At 69.6% G+C, this 15575-nt stretch carries 13 protein-coding genes and 1 pseudogene; 10 read left to right on the top strand and 4 right to left on the bottom strand.

Features of this window, described 5'->3' with window-relative positions:
• Positions 1-4: 4 nt before the first annotated feature.
• Both ACX114_RS19655 and ACX114_RS19660 read right to left on the bottom strand, forming a co-directional pair.
• Positions 5-1558, bottom strand: a complete 1554-nt coding sequence (locus tag ACX114_RS19655; protein ID WP_459299937.1) for an aminotransferase class I/II-fold pyridoxal phosphate-dependent enzyme — start codon at positions 1556-1558, stop codon at positions 5-7.
• Between the two features lie 801 nt (positions 1559-2359).
• On the bottom strand, positions 2360-2497 hold the full coding sequence (locus ACX114_RS19660; RefSeq protein ID WP_459299939.1) for a hypothetical protein: 138 nt from the start codon (positions 2495-2497) through the stop codon (positions 2360-2362).
• 13 nt (positions 2498-2510) lie between these two features.
• On the opposite strand from ACX114_RS19660, the pseudogene ACX114_RS19665 reads away from it, so the two are divergent.
• The 6 genes and pseudogenes from ACX114_RS19665 to ACX114_RS19690 all read left to right on the top strand — a co-directional run.
• Positions 2511-3098 (top strand): annotated as a pseudogene (locus ACX114_RS19665) (MMPL family transporter); the annotation flags it as partial.
• Between the two features lie 100 nt (positions 3099-3198).
• Positions 3199-4461 (top strand): MMPL family transporter, encoded by a 1263-nt coding sequence (locus ACX114_RS19670; RefSeq protein ID WP_459299941.1) that lies wholly within the window; start codon positions 3199-3201, stop codon positions 4459-4461.
• The gene (locus tag ACX114_RS19675; protein ID WP_459300207.1) at positions 4458-5438 is read left to right on the top strand and encodes a phosphatase PAP2 family protein; all 981 of its coding nucleotides are present in this window, start codon (positions 4458-4460) and stop codon (positions 5436-5438) included. The genes ACX114_RS19670 and ACX114_RS19675 overlap by 4 nt, the downstream gene beginning before the upstream one ends.
• 62 nt (positions 5439-5500) lie before the next feature.
• Complete coding sequence (locus ACX114_RS19680) at positions 5501-6700, top strand: aminotransferase class I/II-fold pyridoxal phosphate-dependent enzyme (protein ID WP_459299943.1); 1200 nt, start codon at positions 5501-5503, stop codon at positions 6698-6700.
• A 15-nt stretch (positions 6701-6715) separates the two neighbouring features.
• Positions 6716-7435, top strand: coding sequence for a class I SAM-dependent methyltransferase (locus tag ACX114_RS19685; protein WP_459299945.1), 720 nt, complete (start codon positions 6716-6718; stop codon positions 7433-7435).
• A 20-nt stretch (positions 7436-7455) separates the two neighbouring features.
• The gene (locus ACX114_RS19690) at positions 7456-8430 is read left to right on the top strand and encodes a hydroxymethylglutaryl-CoA lyase (RefSeq protein ID WP_171413346.1); all 975 of its coding nucleotides are present in this window, start codon (positions 7456-7458) and stop codon (positions 8428-8430) included.
• Positions 8431-8438: 8 nt separating this feature from the next.
• Here the strand turns inward: ACX114_RS19690 and ACX114_RS19695 are convergent, their stop codons facing one another.
• Positions 8439-10433, bottom strand: coding sequence for a TIM44-like domain-containing protein (locus ACX114_RS19695; RefSeq protein ID WP_459299948.1), 1995 nt, complete (start codon positions 10431-10433; stop codon positions 8439-8441).
• Between the two features lie 101 nt (positions 10434-10534).
• Between ACX114_RS19695 and ACX114_RS19700 the strand changes: the two genes are divergently transcribed.
• Entirely contained in the window at positions 10535-11311 is a 777-nt protein-coding gene (locus ACX114_RS19700) for an enoyl-CoA hydratase-related protein (protein WP_459299950.1), read from the top strand.
• 84 nt (positions 11312-11395) lie between these two features.
• On the opposite strand, the gene ACX114_RS19705 is transcribed toward ACX114_RS19700, so the two are convergent.
• On the bottom strand, positions 11396-11776 hold the full coding sequence (locus ACX114_RS19705; RefSeq protein ID WP_459299952.1) for a YtxH domain-containing protein: 381 nt from the start codon (positions 11774-11776) through the stop codon (positions 11396-11398).
• 217 nt (positions 11777-11993) lie between these two features.
• Between ACX114_RS19705 and ACX114_RS19710 the strand changes: the two genes are divergently transcribed.
• Genes ACX114_RS19710 through ACX114_RS19720 form a run of 3 tightly spaced genes read left to right on the top strand, consistent with a single transcriptional unit; the run spans position 11994 to position 15575 of the window.
• Entirely contained in the window at positions 11994-13523 is a 1530-nt protein-coding gene (locus tag ACX114_RS19710; RefSeq protein ID WP_459299954.1) for an acyl-CoA carboxylase subunit beta, read from the top strand.
• Positions 13524-13566: 43 nt separating this feature from the next.
• Entirely contained in the window at positions 13567-14712 is a 1146-nt protein-coding gene (locus tag ACX114_RS19715) for an acyl-CoA dehydrogenase family protein (RefSeq protein ID WP_459299956.1), read from the top strand.
• Positions 14712-15575: a hypothetical protein gene (locus tag ACX114_RS19720; protein WP_459299958.1), complete on the top strand. Its 864-nt coding sequence runs from the start codon at positions 14712-14714 to the stop codon at positions 15573-15575. The genes ACX114_RS19715 and ACX114_RS19720 overlap by 1 nt, the downstream gene beginning before the upstream one ends.

A 15575-nucleotide genomic window follows, 5' to 3' on the forward strand; every position in this document is an offset into this window, starting at 1 on the left:
GGGCTCAGTTCCTTTCGGCCTGGTTGCCGTCGGAACCGTCGCTGCCGTTGCGCATGAAGAGCTGCGCGCCCTTCTCCAGGAGCACGCCGCCCAGCTCGCTGCGCTTCTCCCACAGCTTCTTGGGCGCGCCGCCCAGCCGCCGCAGGTCCTCCGGCTGCAGGTTCGCCGCGCGCCAGGTGAGCTGCTCCACCGCGTCGAAGAACTTCCCGGCCATCTCCCGCGACGACATCCGCGACAGCTGCTCCAGGCTGAAGCCCTTGTCCGCGAGCAGGCCCGCGCTGCCCGCCGCCCACGTCTCGCTCGCCTTGTTGCTGCGCACCGCGCTGCCCGGCCGGGCGATCTTCACCGGCTCGTACACCGTGGGGCGCGTCTCCGGGATGACGTTGAGCTTGCGGCCGATCTTCTCGAAGGTGTCCAGCACCTGATCCAGCTGCGCGTCCGTGTGCGTGGCCATGTAGCTGGTGCGGATCAGCGCGTGGCCCGCCTCCACCGCCGGCGGAATGACGGGGTTGGCGAACACGCCCGCCTCGTGCAGCGCGCGCCAGAAGCGGAAGCACTTCACCTGGTCGCCGATGTGCACCGGCACCACCGGCGTCACCGACACGCCCGTGTCGAAGCCCATGGCGCGGAAGCCGTTGTGCATCTTCTCCGCGATGTCCAGCAGGCGCTCGCGGCGCTGCGGCTCCGCCTCGATGATCTCCGTGGCCTTGAGCGCCGCCGCGATGGACGCGGGCGTCATGGACGCGGAGAAGATGACCGAGCGCGCCTTGTGGCGGATGTAGTTGATGACCTCGAAGGGGCCCGCGAGCACGCCGCCCAGCGACGCGAAGCTCTTGGAGAACGTGCCCATCACCAGGTCCACGTCCTTCTCCAGCCCGAAGTACTCGGAGGTGCCCCGGCCCAGCTCGCCCAAGACGCCCATGGCGTGGGCGTCATCCGTCATCACGCGGGCGTTGTACTGCTTGGACAGCTCCACGATGCGGGGCAGATTGCAGACGTCGCCCTCCATGGAGAACACGCCGTCCGTGACGATGATCTTCCCGGCGCCCGGCTCCGCCGCGGCGAGCAGCTGCTCCAGGTGATCCATGTCGTTGTGGCGGAACTTGCGCTCGGTCGCGAACGACAGGCGCACGCCGTCCACCAGGGACGCGTGGTTCGCGCGGTCGCTGAACACGATGTCGTGCCGGCCCAGGATGGACGCCAGCGCCAGGTTCGTCTGGAACCCGGTGGAGATGACGATGGCCGCCTCGCGGTTGAGGAACTTGGCCAGCCGCGCCTCCAGCTCCTCATGCAGCGCCAGCGTGCCGTTGAGCAGGCGTGAACCGGAGCAGGTCGTGCCGAACTTCTCCGTGGCCTTGATGGCCGCTTCCTTCACGCGCGGATCCGCCGACAGGCCCAGGTAGTTGTTCGAGCCCACCATGATGACCCGCCGCCCCTCGATCTCCACCTCCGTGGCGCCGTGCGACGCCTCGATGGCCCGGAAGTACGGGTACAGGCCGGTGGCCTTGGCGATGCGGTAGTCCTTCCAGGTACGGCACTTGTCGAACACGTCGCTCATGGTGGTCTTTCTTACGCGTCGGAGGGTGTGATCCGAGCCGCTTTCCATGTGCAGGGCGCGTTCCAGGTTCGGATTGCCCGGCCGCGCGAACACCCAGGGGGACGACGCGAGGGGGTCAATAAAGAGGGAAATCCGCACTGTCAAGGCGGGGACGGTCCCATCGCATCGCGTGTGGGGCATCCGTGTCAGGGCGCGCCTTGACAGTCATGCCGCATTGGTGGCACGCCGCGCCCCCGGACCTCCGTTCGCCAGTGGATGCTTCCGCACCCAGGGCACACATGGGTTCACACGGGGAATGGGTCGAGTGGGGCCGTCTGTTGCGGGGGCCTGGATCATGGCCGGCTTATTGCTTTGTCGGCCGGCATCAGAGGAGCAGACGGTGTCTCAAGCACGACGGCAGCGGTGGTTCGAGGGCTTCATCCAGGCAGCGATGTCGCGCCCCTGGCAGGTGCTGCTCGCCATCGCCCTGGTGACGGCCACGGCGGGCTTCTTCGCCTCGCGGCTGGAGTTCCGGGGGTCCTTCGTGGAGCTCCTCCCGGAGGGTGCCCCGGAGGTCCGGGATCTGACACGCGTGTCAGAGAAGGCGGGTGGAGACGGCTACCTGGTCATCATGGCCAAGGGGGCGGCCCCGGAGGCCCTGAAGGCCTACGCCACGGAGTTCCAGAAGCGCCTGGAGGCCCTGCCGACGGTCCGCTACGTCGAGCACCACTATGACGTGGCCTTCTTCCGCCGCCACGGCCTGCTTCTCCTACCCACGGCCGAGGTCGCCTCGCTGCGTCAGGACCTGGAGGCCCGCGTCCGCTACGAGAAGGAGCGCGCCAGCCCCCTCTTCGTGGACCTGGGCACGGACGAAGCGCCGCCCACCTTCGAGGAGATCGCGAAGAAGCACACCCCGGACACGACGGCGCTGCCGGAGACGCTGTCGAACAAGGAGGGCACCGAGGTCTACCTGATGATCAAGCCGTCGGGGACGGCGGGGGACCTGGGGTTCGCGCGGGACTTCGTGGCCTCGGTGTTCGACACGGGCCGCAAGCTGGCGGCGGAGAAGTACCCGGGCGTGACGCTGGAGGCGACGGGCAACTTCCAGAACCGCATCGAAGAGGACGCGGTGATGCGCCGCGACCTGTCCAACGCGGGCCTCCTGTCCGCGTTCATCGCCGTGGGCCTCATCCTGCTGGCCACCCGGCGCATCTCCGCGCTGGCGGTGGTGGGCGTGCCGGTGATGGTGGGGCTGATGCTGACGTTCGCGTTCGCGCAGGGCGCCATCGGCCACCTCAACATCGTGACGGGCTTCCTCGTCGCCATCCTCATCGGCCTGGGCATCGAGTACGGCGTCCACCTGGCCATGCGCTACTGGGAGGAGCGCGAGCATCACGGCGTGAAGGAGGCGCTCACGGCGGCGGTGCGCGGCACCTTCAGCGGGGCGCTCACGTCCGCCTTCACCAACGCGGCGGCCTTCTTCGTGCTGGTGCTGGCGCAGTTCCACGCCTTCCAGCAGTTCGGCCTGCTCGCGGGCGTGGGCGTGCTGATGGCGGTGCTGTCCGCGTACGCGCTGGGCCCGTCGCTGCTGGCCATCGCGGAGCGCATCCGCCCGTTCCGCCGCGATGCGGCACCCGCCGCCCGAGGCCTCCGAGCCCGTCATGGCTCCGGCTCCGGCTCCGGCGAAGGAGTGGCGGCGCTGGCCCACGGGCGTCATCGTCGCGGTGGCGCTGTCGGTGGTGGGCTTCGCGGCGTACTCGGTGGGCATCGCGCCCCGGCTGGGCTTCGAGACCAACCTGCGCAACCTGAAGGGCGACTCGCCGGCGTCGCGGCTGGACGACCACATCACGGAGCAGATCGGCTCGCCGCTCAACCCCGCCATCCTCGCGGTGGACACGCTGGAGCAGGTCCGCGAGGTGGAGGCCGTCATCGCCCAGGTGAAGGCGAAGAACGGCGCCAACTCCGTGTTCCTGCGCACCGCGTCGTTGAGCGACCTGGTGCCCTCCGACGTGGCGGGCCACAAGGCGGAGATGGACGGCATCCGGACGCTGCTGGACGGGCTGCCGAAGTCCGCCCAGGAGGACCCGCGCGTGAAGGACCTGCGGGAGCTGGTGGACGCGAAGCCCTACGGCCTGGACCAGTTGCCGGTGGAGGCGCGCCGCCGCTTCGAGGCGCTGGACGGCAAGGGGATGTTCCTCCTGCTGTTCCCGTCCGTGTCCAACTACGACACGCAGGACCTGAACCGCTGGGCGGGGCAGCTGAACGAGGTGATCGCCGGGGCGAAGGAGAAGGGGATCGACCTGGCGGTCCTGGACAGCAACCGCATCGCGGCGCGCATCTTCTCGCTGGTGCGCGGGGACGGGCCGTTCATCCTCTGGTCCGCGGCCGTGGTGGTGTTCCTGGTCATCCTCGCCAGCCTGCGCAGCTTCAAGCGCGCGCTGCTGGTGGCGGGCCCGCTGTTCCTGGGCATGACGTGCCTGGCGGGCGGGATGTACCTGTTCGATGTCCAGCTCAACTTCATCAACGCGGTGGTGCTGCCCAACCTGCTGGCCATCGCGGTGGACAACTCGGTGCACCTGTTCCACCGGTACGAGGAGGAGGGCCCCGGGTCGCTGGGCCGGGTGGTTCGCAACACCGGCTTCGCGGCGGTGGTGGCGACCCTGTCCAACGCGGCGGGCTACGGAGCGCTCCTCGTGGCGAACCATCAGGGCTTGCGCAGCATCGGACAGATTGCCCTACTGGGGGTCGTGAGCACCTTCCTGGGAACGACGGTGTTCTTCCCGGCGATGCTGGCGCTGTTGGAGCGGTGGAAGGGGCGGCGGTCCGCGGTGGCGCAGGAGTCGGGCGCGGTGGTGCGGAGCCTCAATCTCGGGGGGGCCGGCGAGCTGCCGGCCGAGTCGCCGGGGGAGCGCAAATCGGCGTGAGCATCTGGTCATTCAGCGAAGGCCGCGTGCGGCCCGTCGTGACGTCGTCGGACGAAGCGCTCGTGCGCTTCCGGCAGGTGGACCTCGTCCTCATGGTGGCCTGCTCGGTGGCCGCCCTGATGTGCGTGGGCCCGGCCCGCTGGGCGCCGCACTCCGGCCGCAACGCGCTCCTCTTCCTCTTCTTCGCGCTGGGCCTGCCGGCCGTGCGCATGCTGGAGGCGCGCTTCCCGCGTCAGCCGCTCCTCGCCATCGTGGCGGACTTCTGGCTCCTGCCGGTGTCGGCGCTGGCCCACGGGTGGCTGGGGCCCATCGTGGACTGGATGAACCCGGTGCTGAAGGACGCCCAGCTCGTCGCGGTGGATCAGCAGCTGTTCGGCTTCCAGGTCTCGGTGGCGCTGGCGCACGTGATTCCGCCCTGGGCCAACGACGTGCTGATGCTCTGCTACTACGGGCACTTCATGTGGCCGCTGCTGCTGGGCATCTACCTGTACGCCCGGGGCAGGGGAGCCACGCCCGGCTTCGACGAGTACCTGCTGGGGCTGGGCCTGCTGCTGGGCTTCAACTACGCGGCGTACTCGCTGGTGCCGGCGGTGGGGCCCCGGTACTTCCTCATTGGCGCGTTCGACAGTCCGGCGACGCAGGGGTGGATCCTCACGCCGCTGCTGGAGTCCATGATGCGCACGCCGGTGTACACCCGGGACTGCTTCCCGTCCGGGCACACCGGGGTGATGCTGGTGGTGCTCTTCTACGCGTTCCGGTTCGCCCGGCGGTTCTTCTGGGTGATGCTCTTCCCGGGCATGGGGCTCATCTTCGCGACGCTGGCGGGGCGGTTCCACTACGCCATCGACCTCGTCTGTGCGGTGCCCCTGGTGATGGTGGTGACGGGGCTGGCGCTGGCCCTGTCCCGGTCCGCCCGGCAGCGCGCGGTGGAACAAGGCGCGCGTTCCGTGCCCGCGGACGCTATCGTCCGGCCCTGAACCGCCAGCCGGTCGCCCCGGGGTTCGGGGTGGACGTGCGCTGGCCTCTAGAGGCCTGACCCATGTCCCCCCGGCCCGTGCTCGCGCAGCGCGTCTCCCGCTTCGGCACCACCGTCTTCTCCGAGTTCAGCGCGCTGGCGCTGAAGCACCAGGCCGTGAACCTGGGGCAGGGCTTCCCGGACTTCGACGGGCCGGACGCCATCAAGGAAGCGGCGTGGAAGGCCATCCAGGGCGGCGTCAACCAGTACGCCCCGGGCGTGGGCGCCAAGGACCTGCGCAACGCCATCTCCGAGCACGCGCAGCGCTTCTACAACCACGCCGTGGACCCGGACACCATGGTCACCGTCACCAGCGGCGCGACGGAGGCCATCCTCGACGTCATCCTGGGCCTGGTCGACCCCGGCGATGAGGTGGTGGCCTTCGAGCCGTTCTACGACTCGTACGACGCCAACATCGCCTTCGTGGGCGCCACGCCGCGCTACGTGCCGCTGCGCCCGCCGGACGCGTCCCACACCACCTGGTGGTTCGACCGGGACGAGGTGCGCGCCGCCTTCGGCCCGAAGACGCGGCTGCTCATCCTCAACTCGCCGCACAACCCCACGGGCAAGGTCTTCACCCGCGAGGAGCTGGAGTTCCTGGGCCACCTCTGCGCCGAATACGACGTGAAGGTGCTGGCGGATGAGGTCTACGAGCACATCGTCTTCGCCCCCGCGAAGCACCTCCGTGCCGCCACGGTGCCGGTGCTCGCGGACCGCACGGTGACGGTGAGCAGCGCGGGCAAGTCCTTCAGCCTGACGGGGTGGAAGATCGGCTGGATCATCGCGCCGCCGCCGCTCCGGGACGCGGTGCAGCGCGCGCACCAGTTCGTCACCTTCGCCACCGCGTCGCCGTTCCAGGTGGCCATGGCCGTGGCGCTGCGGCTGCCGGACAGCTACTTCCAGGAGCTGACGGCGCTCTACACCGCCAAGCGCGAGCGGCTGCTCACGGGCCTGCGTGAGGCGGGCCTCCAGGCCTTCTCCCCGGAGGGCAGCTACTTCATCCTCGCGGACATCCGCGGCTACGGGTTCGACGACGACGTCGCGTTCTGCCGTCACCTGGTGACGGAGGTGGGCGTGGCGGGCATCCCGCCCAGCGTCTTCTACGGCCCGGAGCACCGGCACCTGGGACAGCGCTTCGCGCGCTTCGCCTTCTGCAAGACGGAGGGCGTGCTGGACGAAGCCGTGCGCCGCCTGCGCGAGAAGCTGCCCGCCCTCAAGCGCTGACGGGCCCACCTGTCCGTGGACGACTTCTTCGGAGAGCTGTACCTGCGCAGCACGCTGCCGTACCTCTCCGAGGCGGTGACGGCCCGGGAAGTCGAGTACCTGTCCCGGGCGTTCGCGGACGTGGAGGGCCCGGTGGTGGACCTGGGCTGCGGCCACGGCCGGCACGCGGCGCGGCTCAACACGGAGGGCGCGCTCGCGGGCAGGGTGGTGGGTCTGGAGCTGGATCCACTGTCGCTGCGCCTGCGCCGCCCCGGCTTCCCCGTGGTGCGGGGCGACCTGCGGGCGCTGCCCTTCCAGGACGCGACCCTGGGGGGCGCCTACGCCTGGTATTCGACACTCTTCGCCTTCAGCGACGCGGAGCATGTCCAGGTGCTGCGCGAGGTGGCCCGGGCGCTCAAGCCCGGCGGACGGTTGGTGTTCCAGACGGTCCCCTACGAGCGGCTGGCCGGAAGTCCGGGCGCGTCGTTCCGCGAGCGGTTACCGGATGGGAGTCTCCTGGAGGAGGAGAGCCGCTTCGACGCGACGCGTGGAAGGGATGTCGGGCAGCGTCAGCTCACCTTGCCTGACGGTCGCGTCCTGCGAGCGGCGTACACGCTTCGTTACTATCCTCTTGCGGAACTGAAGGGGCTGTTGGAAAGCACGGGCTTTTCGGTGGAGTGGGTGCACGGCGGCCTGGATGGAGCGCCGATGTCACCCGAGTCGACCGACCTCATCGTGGGAGCCGGGCGCCGGTGACGGAGCCCGGGACACGTCCAGTGGATCCGAAAGAGACATCGCGAACGCGGGTCGGCCTGCTGGGGCAACTGCCCCGCCGGGTCGACGTGTACGAGGTCGGCCCCCGCGACGGCCTGCAGAACGAGCTCCGCACGCTGCCCACCCGCGACAAGGCGCGCCTCATCAACGCCCTGGTCGCCGCGGGGGAGAAGCGCATCGAGGTGACGTCGTTCGTGTCACCCAAGTGGATCCCCCAGCTGGCGGACGCGGAGGAGCTGCTCAAGCTGGTGGGCCGCCGCCCCGGCGTCGTCTTCTCCGCGCTGGTGCCCAACTTGAAGGGCCTGGAGCGCGCGCAGGCGGCGGGCCTGGAGGAGGCCGCGGTGTTCATCTCCGCGTCGGAGGCCCATTCCAAGAAGAACATCAACAAGACCATCGCGGAGGCGCTGGCCGGCGCGAAGGAAGTGACGGCCGCCGCCCGCAAGGCCGGGATGCGCGTGCGCGGCTACCTGTCCACCGTGTGGGGCTGCCCCTACGAGGGCCACGTCCCGGTGGAGCGCGTGGTGGACATCTGCCGTCAGCTGGTGGACGCGGGCATCTACCAGCTGAGCCTGGGCGACACGATCGGCGTGGGCACGCCCCGGCAGACGGAGGAAATCCTCGCGGCGCTGCTCCAGCACATGCCGGTGGACACGCTGGCGCTGCACCTGCACGACACGCGAGGCACCGCGCTGGCCAACGCGCTGGTGGGCCTGTCCGCGGGCGTCACCACGTTCGACGCGAGCATCGGCGGACTGGGTGGCTGCCCCTACGCGCCGGGCGCCGCGGGCAACCTGGCGTCGGAGGACGCCGTCTTCATGCTGCACGGCATGGGCGTGGACACCGGCATCGACCTGGACAAGCTGGTCGAGGCCGGGGAGATCGCCCAGGAGCTCATCGGCCGGAAGCTCGCGGGCAAGTACCTCCAGGCCGCGCTCGGCGAGCGGGACAAGAAGGCCTCCCGCCGCGCGCAGACCTGAAGTCCCGCTTAGTGGTCCCCGAGGAGCGCCGGAAGCCGCTCCTCGAGGCCCAGGTGCTGGGCGGCGATCTGCAGCATCTTCCGCTCCTTGCGGTCGATGCGGCCGTCCACCAGGGCCATCTCCACGATGTGGCGCAGGAACACCTCCGCCTCCGGGCTGCCGCGCGGCACCAGTCGCTCGAAGAGCTGCGGCCCGGCGTTGAGGGCCATCTCCACGTTGGCCCACGACACGCTCCAGCGCTCCGCGCACAGCTTGAGCAGGCGGCGCTCCGCCGCGCTGACCTCACCGTCCGCGGCGGCGATGGACGCCATCATGTAGAGCAGCCGCTCGCGCTCCTTCACGTCCGTCACCACGCGGTCGCCGTCGTCATGGCCGTAGCCATTGCCATGACCGCCGACGTCCACGGGCGGGGGCGCCACGGTGCCGCGCTCGGCACGGCGGGCCTCCTGGAAGCGGGCCGCGTTCCGCGAGGTGCGCTGCGCGTGGTGGACGTTCCAGGACTCGAAGGGCAGGGCGGACGCGAGCACCCAGTCGCGCTCGCCGTTGCCCAGCACCGTGCCGCAGAACTCGCAGGTGTTCGCCGCGCTGTTGGTGGTGGGCGCGTTGCACTGCGGGCAGCGGTCCGTGGACATACCGGTGTCCGTGTTCGTCTTCGCGCCATGGCGGCGCAGCAGCGTGAACACCCAACGCTGCGGCACCGTGGGCAGGCTGGGCGGCCTCTCGTTCACCGGGCCCACGCCCATGCGGGCGCTCCAGCGGATCTCCACCTGGGCCTCGTCGAAGGACTCCGGGTGCACCTCCAGCGCGCGCACGTCCACCGCGCCCACCGCGCACTCCAGGAAGACGCGACGGCGGCCCTGCTTCGCCAACTGGCCCAGCTCCGCGTCCAGCTTCGTGAGGGCATCCGCGTTGGCGACCTTGGACAGGCGCTGCGTCTCGTTGCGGCTCTGCGCGTCGATCCACTTCCAGAACAGCAGCGACGCGCGGTCCTCCAGCATCTCCAGGTTGAGCGCCGGGTCGTCCGCGCGCGCCTGCATCAGGCCGTCCACCTGCTTGTGGTGGCGCACGTGCTCCACGCCCTGCGTGATCTCAGAGAGCGTCCAGTCGTAGTTACCGGAGTTCACCACCGCGTTGCAGAACTCGCAGGTGTTGGACGCGCCGCCCTTGTAGGGCGCGCCGCAGTTGGGGCACTTGCCCTGGAACAGGTCTTCACCAATGCGCGTCTGCGCGCCGGGCTTGCGCACGAAGGTCCACACCTCCGTGAACGTCTCCGGGGCCACCTTGCTGGCGGCGGCCATGGCCTGCGCGTCCGTCTGGTTCGCGGGCACGTCCGTGTCGCGGATGCTGGCGCGCACGCGCACGTGGATGCTGTCGTACCACTCGGTCTGGTGCAGGCCGATGAGCTGCACGTCCAGCACCTTCATGTCCGCGAGCGCGTCACGCACGCCCTGCGCCTGCATCAGCGCCAGCTGCACGTTGAAGCGCTGCCACGTCGCGTCCGACAGGAAGGGGCGCACCGGCGTCATGTCCCGGCGGAACCACGACTTCTGCAACTCGATGAAGAGCCAGCGCACCTTCTCCAGCGTGGGCTCCAGCTCGAAGGACGGGTCCTTGAGCTTCAGCGCGTTCACCCAGCCCGACACGTCGCGGCCGGACACCTCCGTGCGCACTTCGGCCTCGCGCTGATCCAACGCGCGCTGGGTGGTGGCGGTCGGGTGCAGGTTGCGCTTGTAGAACCACCAGGCGACGCCGCCGATGATCAGCAGCGGGACGGTCACCTTCGGGTAGAGGAAGAGCAGGCGGATCAGGTCGAAGATCAGCCAGAAGGGCAGGCCGTCGCCCCCGCCACCGCCGTTGCTCCGGTCGCGGCCGGACGTGTAGTGCTCGCCGCCACCGCCGCGCGCCAGGGCCACGAGCGGCAGGGCGAGCACGAGCAGGGCGGACACGGTGAGCAGGCCGGGCAGCCACCGCCACGGATGTTTCGTCGTTGAGCGCGAAGACATGGGCAGGATCCTATCCGTTTACGGCTTGCCAGACTGGAGAACAGGTTTCAGGCTGCGCGCCATTCACGCGGGCCCAGCACGGTCCGTCACGGGGAGCGAAGATGCCGGAGTTCAAGGTCGAGGCCCGAGGGGCCATCGAGATCTGGACCATCGACGGGGAGAGCCGCCGCAACGCCATCAGCCGGGCGATGCACCAGGAGCTGGACGCGCTCGTGTCCCGCGTGTCCTCCGGCCGCGCCGTGCGCGCCGTCATCCTCACCGGCGCGGGCGACAAGGCCTTCTGCGCGGGCGCGGACCTCAAGGAACGCACCACCATGTCGGAAGACGAGGTGCGCGCCTTCCTCAACGGCCTGCGCGTCACCCTGCGCGCGATTGAAAAGAGCGACTGCGTCTTCATCGCCGCCATCAACGGCGCGGCCTTCGGCGGCGGCACGGAGCTGGCCCTGGCGTGCGACCTGCGCGTCGCTTCCCCCGCCACGGAGATGGGCCTCACGGAGGTGAAGCTGGGCATCATCCCCGGCGGCGGCGGTACGCAGCGGCTCGCGCGGCTCATCGGCCCCGGGCGCGCCAAGGACCTCATCCTCACCGCCCGGCGCGTGAACGCGGCGGAGGCCTTCAGCATCGGCCTGGTGAACCGGCTGGCCCCGGAAGGGCACCTCCTGGAGGTCGCCTTCCAGCTCGCGGAGGCCGTGGTGGAGAACGCCCCCGTGGCCGTGGCCACCGCCAAGCACGCCATCGACGAGGGCACCGGCCTGGAGCTGGACGACGCGCTGGCGCTGGAGCTCAAGAAGTACGAGGAGGTGCTCAAGACGGAGGACCGGCTGGAAGGGCTCCGCGCGTTCGCGGAGAAGCGTCCCCCTGTCTATAAAGGCCGCTGAGCCTCCCGAAAGCGACAGGGGCGGCAGGCCCGCGGTTGCCCGCGGACCGTGCTGCCCCTGCTTGCGTTACGACTCAGCCGTGACTCAGGCGCTCGCGGTCTTCTCGCCGCCGATGTTCACGCCCTGCTTGTTGATGTAGCCCATCGCCTTGTCCTTGACGGTGGTGCGCAGCTCCGTGCCGCGGCTCGGGGCCATCAGCAGGGCCACGACACCGCCCACGGCGGCGCCCAGCAGGAACGCCCCGATGCCGCCCGCGCCCGTGCGCGCCGGCTTGTACGTCGTCAATCCCACATAGCGCAGCGCGTCGTCCGGGTCGAAGTTGTCCCAGGACTTCCGAGCCACCTTGCCGGCCTTGTCCGCGTACTCAGGGAGCTGGTCCAGCAGCTGGTGGGCCAGGAACTGACGGTACAGCTTGCTCTTGGCCAAAGCCTTCGCCTGCCACGTCGCCTTCTTCGCTCTGAACATGGGTCCCTCCTGGGCCGGATTCAATTCACGGGGCGGTTCGTGGCCCGCCTGGGTGCACACCCCCCGTGCGACATGAAGGTAGGCAGGGAGGCCCCGGACGACATCCCCCGGCGCGCCGCGGCGTAGGCTCATGCGTCGTCCGTTGGACGGCACGGCTGGTGGATCGGCTGGCAAGAAGGCAGCCAGGCCAGGGGTTTCTTGGTATGGGACGACGGCCATGTCCTCAGATCAGAAACTGCTCGAGAAGGTCTCCCAGGTGGAGAAGGGCGGCGCGCCCAAGTACCACGCGAAGAACGCGGAGACGGGCAAGCTCTTCGCGCGCGAGCGCATCCGGTTGCTCGTGGACGCGGACTCCTTCGTGGAGGACGGCAAGCTCGCCAACAACCTGGACCCGGAGCTGCCCTCCGACGGCGTCATCACCGGTGTCGCGCGCATTGACGGACGCGCGGTGGCCATCATGGCCAACGACTCCACGGTGAAGGCGGGCAGCTGGGGCGCTCGCACGGTGGAGAAGATCCTCCGCATCCAGGAGACGGCGAAGGCGCAGCGCTGCCCGCTGCTCTATCTGGTGGACAGCGCGGGCGCGCGCATCACGGACCAGGTGGAGATGTTCCCCGGCCGCCGTGGCGCGGGCCGCATCTTCTACAACGAGGTCCACCTGTCGGGCTTCGTCCCTCAAATCTGTCTGCTCTTCGGCCCGTCCGCCGCGGGCGGCGCGTACATCCCCGCGTTCTGCGACCTGGTCATCATGGTGGAGGGCAACGCCTCCATGTACCTGGGCAGCCCCCGCATGGCGGAGATGGTCATCGGCGAGAAGGTCACCCTGGAGGAGATGGGCGGCGCGAAGATGCACTGCTCCGTGTCCGGCGTGGGCGACGTGCTGGTGAAGACCGAACAGGACGCCATCGCCGCCGCGAAGCAGTACCTGGCCTTCTTCCCGGAGAACTTCTCCAAGGCCCCGCCCCAGGTCGAACTGAAGGCGCCCAGGCACAGCGGCAAGCGCGTGGACGAGATCGTCCCGCCGGATCAGAACAAGCCGTTCGACATGCACGCCCTCATCTCGGAGCTCATCGACGAGGGCAGCTGGTTCGAGGTGAAGAAGCTCTTCGCGCAGGAACTCATCACGGGCCTGGCGCGCATTGGCGGCCGGCCGGTGGGCATCGTCGCGAACCAGCCCAAGTACAAGGGCGGCGTGCTGTTCGTGGACAGCGCGGACAAGGCGGCCCGGTTCATCTGGCTGTGTGACGCGTTCAACATTCCGCTGCTGTACCTGGCGGACGTGCCGGGCTTCATGATCGGCACCAAGGTGGAGCGCGCGGGCATCATCCGCGCGGGCGCGAAGATGATCTCCGCGGTGTCGGAGGCCAGCGTGCCGCGCATCTGCGTGGTGGTGCGCAAGGCGTACGGCGCCGGCCTCTACGCCATGAGCGGGCCCGGGTTCGCCCCGGAGGCGACGCTGGCGCTGCCCCAGGCGATGATCGCCGTGATGGGCCCGGAGGCGGCGGTGAACGCCGTCTATTTCAACAAGATCCAGGAGCTGCCGGAGGCCGAGCGGCCAGCCTTCGTCCAGAAGCTCCGCGACGAGTACAAGCAGGACGTGGACATCTTCAAGCTGGCCAGCGAGCTCATCATCGACGCCGTGGTCCCCGGCGACTCCCTGCGCGGGGAATTGATGCAGCGTTATTCGCTTTATGCGGACCGGTTCCAGCCCCGTGCGGAGAAGAAGCACGGCGTCCACCCCGTCTGAAGTTCCCCACCCGTCATTCACGCTCTAGATTCCGCACCCGACCATGGACTTCGAACTTCCTGAAAGCCACCGCGCCCTCCAGGCCTCCCTCCGTGAATTCTGCGAACGCCGCGTGAAGCCGTACGCGCGCGAGTGGGACAAGGACGAGAAGTTCCCCATGGAGGTGGTGAAGGAGCTGGGGCAGCTGGGCGTCTTGGGCATGCTCGTCTCCGAGGAGTACGGCGGGGCGGCCATGGACTCGCTCGCCGTGGCGGTGGCCGTGGAGGAGATCGCCCGCTACGACGGCTCGCTCGCGCTCACGGTGGCCAGCCACAATGGCCTGGGCACCAGCCACGTGCGCGTGTTCGGCAACAAGGCGCAGCACCAGCGCTACCTGCCCAAGCTCGCCTCTGGTGAGTGGCTGGGCGCGTGGGGCCTCACCGAGCCGGGATCCGGCTCGGATGCGTCCGGCATGCGCACCACCGCCGTGAAGAAGGGCAACAAGTGGGTGATCAACGGCGCGAAGATGTTCATCACCCAGGGCACGGTGGGTGACGTGTTCGTGGTGCTGGCGCTCACGTCGCCGGAGAAGCGCCAGAAGGGCATCACCGCCTTCGTGCTGGAGAAGGGCATCCCCGGCTTCAGCCAGCGCTCCATCCACGGGAAGCTGGGCATGCGCTCGTCGGACACGGCCGAGCTCATCATGGAGAACGTGGAGGTCGGTGACGACGCCATCGTGGGCGAGGTCGACCGCGGCTTCATCGACACGCTGAAGATCCTGGACAAGGGCCGCATCACCATCGGCGCGCTGTCGGTGGGCCTCTTGCGCGGCGCGCTGGAGGAGTCCATCGCGTACTCCAAGGACCGCACCGCGTTCGGCCAGCCCATCGGTGAGTTCCAGGGGCTTCGCTGGATGATGGCGGACATGAAGACGGAGCTGGAGGCGGCGCGCCTGCTGGTGCACCGCGCGGCGCGGCTCGCGGACGCGGGTCAGCCGTACTCGGAGGAGGCCTCCATGGCGAAGCTCTTCGCGTCCGAGGCGGCCATGCGCGGCTGCAACAAGGCCGTGCAGATCCACGGCGGCTACGGCTACACGCGCGAGTTCCCCGTGGAGCGCTACCTGCGCGACGCCAAGCTCTGTGAGATTGGCGAGGGCACGAGCGAGATCCAGCGGACCATCATCGCCCGCGAGACCTTCAAAGGCGCCTGATGGATACCGCTCGGCTGCGAGAGCTGGGGCTCCTGGTCCGTGAGGAGCCGTCCGGCGTCGAAGTGGTGCTGGATCTGGAAGCCGCGTCCCTGGTGAATCCCATCACCAAGGACTTCATCACCGAGATCACCTTCCAGGTGATGGGGGACCGGCTCATCCCCATCTCGCCGCCAGCCGTGGTGGGCATGACGCCCATCCTCCTGTCCGCCATCGACGCGGCGGAGGAGATGCAGGCGCTCCTGCTGGACACCTTCAGCGACCACGTCTTCCACCTGCAGCGCCGCTCGGAGGAGCTGCAGCTGTTGGGCCTGCCCGCGGACGTGGATCCGCAGTCGCTGGTGCTGTCCACGGACGTGAAGGAGGGCCAGCTCGCGGTGAAGCTGGTGGCGGACCGGCAGGGCAACTTCCGCATCTCGCAGGCCATCCGCGGCGGAGAGGAGCTGGCCACCGCCGCCGGGCACGTCATCGAGCTGTCCGAGTTCCGCGAGAAGGCCGCGCTGACGGGCTACCTGGCCGCGCTGCTCGGCGAGCCCGTGCCGCGCGCGCCGCAGGCGGCCCCCGGCGCGGAGCCGGTCCGCTTCGTGGAGATCGTGGAGAAGTTCGGCCCGCAGTCGCTGGTGCCGCCGCGCTCCAGCCTGGAGCTGCTCGCGCAGCTCCAGGTGGACGGCAAGGCCTACCGCTTCGCGGCCGCGCGCATCGCCGGGCGCACCTTCCGGGGCCTGTTGGCGGGTACCCAGGGCAAGGTGTGGGCGGGCCGCTTCGAACTGGATGAGTTCCCCGGTGTCGTGCAGCTGGTGGCGGGCCTGCTGAAGGTCGCGCCCGAGGCCGTGCGACTCGTGGGCCCGGACGCACCCCAGGAGTGA

This window comes from Corallococcus sp. M7, from assembly GCF_054512695.1.